Consider the following 7,300-nt stretch of genomic DNA (forward strand, 5'->3'; position numbering starts at 1 on the left):
CAGATCTTCAGGCCGCTTACAGTCCTTCAGCAACTCGTCCAGCAGTTCGTTGGAAATCGTCATCGTCCTTGCTCCTCTCAGGAAGCATGGACCCAATCAGCCATACACAGAAGACCTGACACTCTCCCGCCCTCGGCCAGCTCGGCTGTCCAGTACCGGCCCGCGCCAAGCGAAACCGAGATCCGGTCTCCGATTGTCGCAACATAATCAGGCAGCAGGCCAGCGAGGCTGATCCGGGTGCGGTCCGCACTGATGCTGCCGATCGATGCGCTGCCGCCCGGGTCGATACGCGACGCCGGGGCATAGGTCGGATCGGTGAAAAGCAGGGTCTGGCGGCCGATGCCGAGCGCGCGGATCTTCGCATCGATTTCACGCGCCTGTTCCGGCCGCCGGGCGGCGAGGCTCATGGTCACCTGCCAGAGCGGCGGGGCCAGCTCTGCCGCCCAGAACTGCCCGGATCCGGATCCCGACATTTCGTCATTGCGCCTCATGTCGAAGCTCACATCACCCGCGCGCAGGACATCCGACAGGAAGGCGAGCGGATAGGGGAAAGTCAGGGCCATGGGTCTTTATCCTCGCATGCGCGGATTGCGGGCGTTGATCTCGGCAATCCGGGAGGGCAGCGCGCGGTTCAGCTCGCCAGCCACTGAGGAGGCCTCTTGCCGGGCAATGTTGCGCACCTGCAGGTTGCCGCTTTCATCCATCCCGACCGTGACATGCACATCCACGGCTTGGGCGCCTGACTGGTCAGCCATGCGCTTGCTGACATCAGCCGGGATGACCCGGGTGCCTTTGGGCAGATCGAGGATCTCGCCGCCCAGCTCATTCACGCGCGACAGGCCGCCGCGCCAGTTGAGCGTTCCGGTCGAGTTCGCCCCGACCGGGATACCGCCGCCAAGCAACGTACCGAAAGTTTTAAGGAAGCCGCCGCCGCCGAACGATCCAAGAAGGCCAAGGGCGCCCGATGCGAACTGCGCTTTTGCCATTTCAGCGAGCAGTGAGATGATCGCGTTTTTCGCCGCGTCACTGCCATCGAGCAGCGCGCCGAAGAAATCGCGCGCCGAATCCTCGCCCCGCTCCATCGCCTCATCGATTTCCCGCAGCCGGTCTGCGGCTTCCTCTGCCGCGAGGCCAGCCGTTGCATAGGCTCTCGCCTGGGCATCGATCTCAGCCGTAAGTGCGGGCGTGATTGTGAGGCCCTGCTTCTGGGCCGCCATCAGCAGCTCGGCTTTTTTCTTCGCATAATCGACCGAGCCGCCGTACTTGTCACCGGCACTGGCAGCGGCCAGAAGTGCTGCAGTTTCCACCGTGAGCATTGCAACCTGCTGGCGTGAGCTTTCGATTGCAGCGGCATATTCATCGCGGGATTTGCCACCGCCGCCCTTACCGCCTTTGGGCTGATTTGCCTCCTGCCAGTTCCCATAGCTATCGACCGTGGGCAATTGAGGTGGCCTTGCGCCTCTGCCATCGGTTGGGGCCAGCTCACTCAGTACCGGCCCCTCATCAGCGGACGGGGCATCAGTTGCAGGGACGCCAACGCCCGAAACTTTAGCCATCCACCCCACGAGACTTTGAGCCATTCCCGCCGCAACCCGCAAAGCACCTCCCAGCCTGCCAACCTCCTCGATGGCCCAATCCATCGAGACCTGATCCGCCTGAGAAAGTGCCTTAAAGGTATTGTCAGCTTCATCCGCAACATCGAGCAGGCCTGTTGCCAACTGCTCTGCGGTGATATTTCCGGCGTTAAATTCATCCTGCAGCTTGTTCATCTCGTTGGCGAGCGCCATCAATCGGGCTTCAAGCTCAGTATTTCCGAGCACGGCTGCCTCTTGCGCCGCCTTGGCCAGCCCCACTGCCATCTCATGAGCAGACCACTGGAGATCCTGAACTGCCAGATCCAGGCCCTCGATCGACTCTGCGTTTTGATCAACCGCCTGCTGATTTTTCTTCAGCTCCTCATAAACATCGTTCCCGAGAATGGTTCTCGCGCGGCCCTCGTCGCCAAGGAGGCTGTCGAGGCTTTTTTCAAGGCCGCTCAGCCAGAGGATGAAGTCGGCCGTATGAAGCGCCGCCTTCTCAAAGCCTGCTCCTAGCGTACCGGCGATGACCTTCCATTTCCTATCCAGCTCATCCGCTTTCTGGACCATCTCCTCAGTGAGAACCGCACCAAATTCATGCGCAGCGTCGATCGACTTTCGGATACCGGCCTCCCCCTGCTGGAGCAGCTGGACGAACTGCTCACCACCAGCCCCGCCCAGCAGCTCATCGGCGATCCGGATCTGCGCGGCTTTATTGAGGTCTTCCATCCGCCCGATGATTTCAAGCATCAGGGCCGATGGGTCTTTCAGTTTCTTTTTCAGATCCTGAGCGCTGAAACCCAGACGCTTGAACGCATCGGATGCCGAGCCGCCGCCGGTCTCAATAAACTCATCCGCCCGCAGGTTGAGCTCTTTGAAGCCATCGACTACCGCGTCGATCCCGATGCGGTTTTGTTCGGCGACATACTTCCATTCCTGAAACGCCCGAAGCGACATGCCAGAGCGCTTTGCCTCATCCCCAAGCTCGGCGACGGATCGCACAGCGGCCATTGCCTGCGAGGCCAACTGCTGCAGACCAAACCCAGCGACCGACAGCCCGAGAGCCATCTTCAGGCGGCCGCCCACTGCCTGGGCGACCGAGCTGAAGCGCTTCAGATCATTCTCACCATCGCGCAGTCCCTGTTGAAAATTGCGCTTATCCAGACCGAGAACCGCGCGCAGACGCCCGACAACCTTTGAACTGCTCAATGCGACCTCCCGTTCAGATATTCTTCGATGGAAATTTCCCGCAGCCCTGCCGACAGGTTCATGAGTGCGCGATCCAGCGCTTCGGGGGGCAGCGGCGCCCCGCTGGCGGCGACAAATGCCTCGAGGCCAGCCTTATCGTTATGCGCGCCGACCCATGCGGTGATTGCCATGCGATTGCGCATATCGGTCTGCAGCTGCACCGCCGCCCCGATCTGCAGGCCCCACTCTCTGGGCGTCAGTTTCCAGAAGGTCTCTGGAGCAAGACCGGCCCGGATATGGGCCTCATAGAGCCGGCGGATATTCAGTCCTGCGCCGTCTCGCGGCGCGCGGGCTTTTTTTCAGGATCTGGCTCCGGCATGGCCAGCGCGATTGTGCGCAGAATGGCCTCGCGCATTTCCTCATAGGCCTCGCCGATGATCTCGCCCGCAATGCGTGAATTCACCCCAGGCATATGATGGCGCAGCAGCGCCGCGACCACGGCCCGCTGCTCTTTCAGTGTCAGATTGCCCGCATCGATCTTTTGCAGAGCGGCATCGATATCATCATCGAAATAGCCCTCGATCTCGCACAGAGCATTGAAGTCACAGACGAGGCGATAAGCCCCGTCTGCGATCGACACTTCACCCCGGAAAGCATTTGCCATCGGGATCAGGCCACAACGGCGGCGGCGGGCGCCGAGGTTGCGGTGGTCGAGCCGGTGCCATTGGTATTGGTCACAAGCATACGCGGGGTCTTACCCACGTCACCGGCCACCGGCGTATAGGTCTGCCCGGTGGCCCCGGCCACATTGCTAAACACGCCGCCCGTGCCGAGCTGCCACTGGAAAGCGAGCGTGCCGGAGACGGGCCAGACGCCGGGCCAGCCGGTCAGCACACTGCCGACCTTCGGCGTGCCGGAGATTGCGGGCAGCACCGTATTCACCGGGGCCGAGGGTGCGCCAGTGGCGATCTTCGCCTTCACCTTGAACACGACTTCCGCCATTTTCTTATCTTTGGCGGTGGCCGAGGTCATGCGGTAGCTGTTGACATAGGCCGCCCAGGTATGGGCCCCGCCGCCCGAGGGCGTGATCTCGAGGATGATATCCTCATCGCTGCCCGCCTGCTCGAGTTCGGTCAGCAGCAGATCGATTTCGCTGCCCGGAACATATTGCAGCGGAAGGTTGATGGTTGCGACAGGCTTCAGGCCCCGGATCGACTCCTCGGTGCCGCCAGGCGATCCCAGCCAGGTGGTATCGACATCTGCCGGGGTCTGATCGGGAAACTGAGCTTCTTCAGCACCCCTGAGAAGCGTGAAAACCACGGGGCCTGTGCCACGACCGATCCGGATTGTGGTTCCATAGCCAAGAGTTACGCCACTGGAAGCGGACATGATATTTTCTCCTGTTCAGAGGGGGTACGGCTCTTGCGTCGAGACGAAGACGCGGAAAGCCATTGTGAGCGTGCCGACCCGCTGCTCGGCGGATCCGGACAGATCGATTTCAGTGCTTTCCAGCTGACCGCCAAAGTTGAGGGTCTGCATGGTCTGCAGGACTGCAGCTTCCAGATGGACGCTGTCGAGATCGAGCTCATCTTCGAGCGCGTCACCACCGACGCGCTTGATCACCACAACCGCAGTGACGTAGCGGTCAGAGCTGTCAAAGGAAGACTGCTCTTTGCGCTCGCTGGGCGTTGCGACTGCGATCACCGGCAGGCTGGCTGCATCAACGTTTTTCGCCCAGGCCGAGAGATGCGTGAAACCTTCGAAATGCGGCATCATCTGCAGTGTGAGACGGATCGATGCGCGGATCTGACTACGATAGTGGGTCACGTTACCAACTCCAGTTCACAGGTCAGGAAGCGGTCACCGGCTGGCGATCCCCCTTCCTGCACAGCTGTGATGCGATAGGTTCGGCCATCAGTGGGCACGATGAGATCCCCGGCGAGCGGGTCGCGCGGAAGAGCGCCACGAGCCACGCGCCAGATCGGCTGCATTGCGAGAACAGACTCGCCATTGTCTGCGGTTAGCTCCACCGGTACGCGCCGGAAGATTGAGCGGACCGTCTGCGCCGGGAAATCGATGGGGCGCCAATCTACCCAGCCACCGAAGGTGGACGAGAGAAGACCGGTCACCCCATCGAAAAGGTCGGTCATCAGGCGGCTACCGCAGCGGGGGCCGAGCCGTTGAGGCGGACCACTCCGGTCTCAGACGGGTTAGCTGCGGCCTCGATTGCGACACCAACCAGAAGATTGCCAGCGGTGGCTGCGGTTCCGCAGATCCCGGTCGAAGGCGTTGCATAGATCGCGGCGCCGACAGTCCAGGCCTGAGCGCTGGTCTTCTTCAGAGCAAAAACGCCCTCGGTATTGATCTCGACGGGAGTGCCGGAGGCAGCATCGTGCTGAGCCACACCGGCCAGCACTCCGACGACGACAAGCTCACCGCTGAGCACATCACGCGGCGCGGGAACGCTGACAGTCCATCCCCGCTGGATGAAGTTTTTAGCCATGGATTTCTTCCTCTCTTCGCCCTTTCGACAGGGCATGTTTCGGAAATGACGAAGGGCCCCCGGAGGAGCCCTTTCGTCAGATCAAAGTCAGCGCCTGATCAGGCGCCGGCGTTCTTATAACCGCCACGGAAGTCCGCAGCGCCGAGGCCGAAATCATGCTCGAGCGTCATCGAGAAGCCCTGGGTGCCGAAGGGTTCTTCGGTGCGCAGGCGAGGCGCTTCTGCCCCCTCGAGGAAGCCGTGGATCCAGCAGGGATTGGAGCCTGAGAGCAGATACCAGGCATTGCCGGTGATCTCGGCCGCAACCACAGGGGTCAGCTTGCCCGAGAAGGGGTTAACGGCGCTGGTCTGGGTCGGCGTGATATCGGCCACGAACATTTCAGCTTCGGTCTCTTTGTCAGGACCAACCAGCAGGATGCTGGGAGAGATGTTCAGAGTGTTGCCATCGATCGACTTCTGCTTGCGCATCGCAGCGCGACCCGCCGAAACGCTGGTCGCGTTGATGGCGGCGGCAGTACCAGCAAGGTTGCCGTGACCAGCATGGAAGATTGCCTTCCCGTCAGCCATCAGAGCAGCCAGGGCGAAGGCATAGAAGGTGCGCTCCTCAAACATCGCGACCGACTGGCCATAGTTCGAGAGAACTTCATCAATGGCGCCGAGATCGTCGTTGATGATCATCTGCCGGCTGATGGTCAGGCCCACGGCATAGGAGCTGATCAGCGCCTGTTCGCCGCTTTCGCCGAACTTGCCCCATTTAATTTCCCCACCTTCGCCCACCGGCTTCAGCATCGGGAAATCACCGGTACGAACCAGCGGCATGGGGCGGAAGTCGCGGAAGTTCTTCTGGCGCGAGATCGCCCTGTAGGTCGGCTCGGCCAGCTGGTATTTTTCCAGCAGCTGCTTGTTCAGAGCGTTCTGGAAGATCGCCGGGAAATCGCTGGTGGTGAGGCTCGCGGCCATCATCACATCCATCTTCTGGCCCGCAGTGCGCAGCGAGCCGCGATGCCCGTATCGACATTGCGATCATATCCATGATCGACATGTCCATATACTGCCGCCCCGGACCCGACACCTCGCGCTGGCGACCGATCTGCGCCGCGAGAGCGGCCGTCATACCAGCGCGGCGGGTGTCGCGTTCATCGCGCAAAATCCGCGCCCGGGGAGCATGGTTCCTGGTATTCACTTTCGACCCCTTTCCGTTGAGCTCAGCAACCGCCTGGACACAGGTCAGGCCACGCGAAATGAATTCCTCGGCCTCGCCGTTGGTGAGCCCGCTGCGCGTGCACATCCGGTAGATAGCCAGAGCCTCTGCGGGGGCAGATGCGGTCGGCTCATCTTCCTCTTCAGCGTCCAGATCTTCCTCATCGAGATTCCCGCCTTCGCTTTCGAGATCTTCTTCGTCGAGTTCGGCCTCAGGATCCTCATTCTCCTCGAGATTGGGATCCTCTTCCTCTTCAGCGGCGGTTTTCGCCGTGACTTTGCCCCGGGGGGCCGGTTTGATCTTTGCCGCCATGGCTTTTGCTCCTCTGGCTTTTGGGGGTTCGGCGCCGACCATCATGGCCAGTACCGATGCTCGGGGCCGCTTGCGCTGAAGCGCACCAGCGGCGGCCAGCAGACGCTTCGGCGCGTGCTGGTAAATTCGATAGTCGAAGGCTGCAGGCTCAGCCTCATCGCCATCATCCTCGATCGAGGTTGCGAAGCCCGCCTCCAGCGCGGCGGGACCGTCGAAATAGGTCTCAGCCTTCATGATCTCACGGGCTTCTTCGACTGTGATCCCTGCCGCCTTCGCATAAATTCCGGCATAGGCGTTTGCGATCACTGCGAGGCTATTGGCGGCGTGAAGGTGATCCTGTTCCGTGCCGCGGCCCTCGACATACCAGTGTCCGTCGTCGAATGATTTGGAACAGCCGCGCTGATTTTGTAGCAGATGGCTTGGGCTCATCGGGTTCAGGCTATGCTGCTTGACGCTGGTGGTTCAAGCGGCGGTTTTGGATGGTCTGCTGTTTGATGCGCCTCCTTTCAGCCAGGATGGT

Annotated in this window: 10 protein-coding genes and 1 pseudogene; all 11 read right to left on the bottom strand. The window is 61.3% G+C overall.

The annotated features are described in order from the left end of the window. Positions 1 to 77 precede the first annotated feature (77 nt). The 11 genes and pseudogenes from H0485_RS20540 to H0485_RS20585 all read right to left on the bottom strand — a co-directional run bounded on the left by H0485_RS20540 (position 78) and on the right by H0485_RS20585 (position 7,209). On the bottom strand, positions 78 to 563 hold the full coding sequence (locus H0485_RS20540; RefSeq protein ID WP_226937767.1) for a hypothetical protein: 486 nt from the start codon (positions 561 to 563) through the stop codon (positions 78 to 80). A gap of 6 nt (positions 564 to 569) precedes the next feature. Continuing rightward, positions 570 to 2,786 (bottom strand): phage tail tape measure protein, encoded by a 2,217-nt coding sequence (locus H0485_RS20545; RefSeq protein ID WP_226937768.1) that lies wholly within the window; start codon positions 2,784 to 2,786, stop codon positions 570 to 572. Further along, positions 2,783 to 2,986 carry a hypothetical protein gene (locus H0485_RS20550; RefSeq protein ID WP_435531522.1) on the bottom strand — a complete coding sequence of 68 codons (204 nt, stop codon included), beginning with the start codon at positions 2,984 to 2,986 and terminating at the stop codon, positions 2,783 to 2,785. The genes H0485_RS20545 and H0485_RS20550 overlap by 4 nt, the downstream gene beginning before the upstream one ends. Then, positions 2,987 to 3,091 (bottom strand): annotated as a pseudogene (locus H0485_RS22060) (phage tail assembly chaperone); the annotation flags it as partial. Next, on the bottom strand, positions 3,088 to 3,429 hold the full coding sequence (locus H0485_RS20555) for a hypothetical protein (RefSeq protein WP_226937769.1): 342 nt from the start codon (positions 3,427 to 3,429) through the stop codon (positions 3,088 to 3,090). The pseudogene H0485_RS22060 and the gene H0485_RS20555, both read right to left, overlap by 4 nt. 5 nt (positions 3,430 to 3,434) lie before the next feature. Further along, on the bottom strand, positions 3,435 to 4,154 hold the full coding sequence (locus tag H0485_RS20560) for a phage tail tube protein (protein ID WP_226937770.1): 720 nt from the start codon (positions 4,152 to 4,154) through the stop codon (positions 3,435 to 3,437). 15 nt (positions 4,155 to 4,169) lie between these two features. Then, complete coding sequence (locus tag H0485_RS20565; RefSeq protein ID WP_226937771.1) at positions 4,170 to 4,592, bottom strand: hypothetical protein; 423 nt, start codon at positions 4,590 to 4,592, stop codon at positions 4,170 to 4,172. Further along, positions 4,589 to 4,915 (bottom strand): head-tail joining protein, encoded by a 327-nt coding sequence (locus H0485_RS20570; protein ID WP_226937772.1) that lies wholly within the window; start codon positions 4,913 to 4,915, stop codon positions 4,589 to 4,591. Before H0485_RS20570 ends, H0485_RS20565 begins: the two co-directional genes overlap by 4 nt. Then, complete coding sequence (locus H0485_RS20575) at positions 4,915 to 5,268, bottom strand: DUF2190 family protein (protein ID WP_226937773.1); 354 nt, start codon at positions 5,266 to 5,268, stop codon at positions 4,915 to 4,917. Before H0485_RS20575 ends, H0485_RS20570 begins: the two co-directional genes overlap by 1 nt. A gap of 98 nt (positions 5,269 to 5,366) precedes the next feature. Next, the gene (locus tag H0485_RS20580) at positions 5,367 to 6,086 is read right to left on the bottom strand and encodes a phage major capsid protein (RefSeq protein WP_226937774.1); all 720 of its coding nucleotides are present in this window, start codon (positions 6,084 to 6,086) and stop codon (positions 5,367 to 5,369) included. Next, positions 6,064 to 7,209: a Clp protease/crotonase-like domain-containing protein gene (locus H0485_RS20585; RefSeq protein WP_226937775.1), complete on the bottom strand. Its 1,146-nt coding sequence runs from the start codon at positions 7,207 to 7,209 to the stop codon at positions 6,064 to 6,066. The genes H0485_RS20580 and H0485_RS20585 overlap by 23 nt, the downstream gene beginning before the upstream one ends. Between the last annotated feature and the right edge of the window lie 91 nt (positions 7,210 to 7,300).

Source organism: Pseudogemmobacter faecipullorum, from assembly GCF_020539525.1.
Lineage (GTDB): Bacteria > Pseudomonadota > Alphaproteobacteria > Rhodobacterales > Rhodobacteraceae > Pseudogemmobacter > Pseudogemmobacter faecipullorum.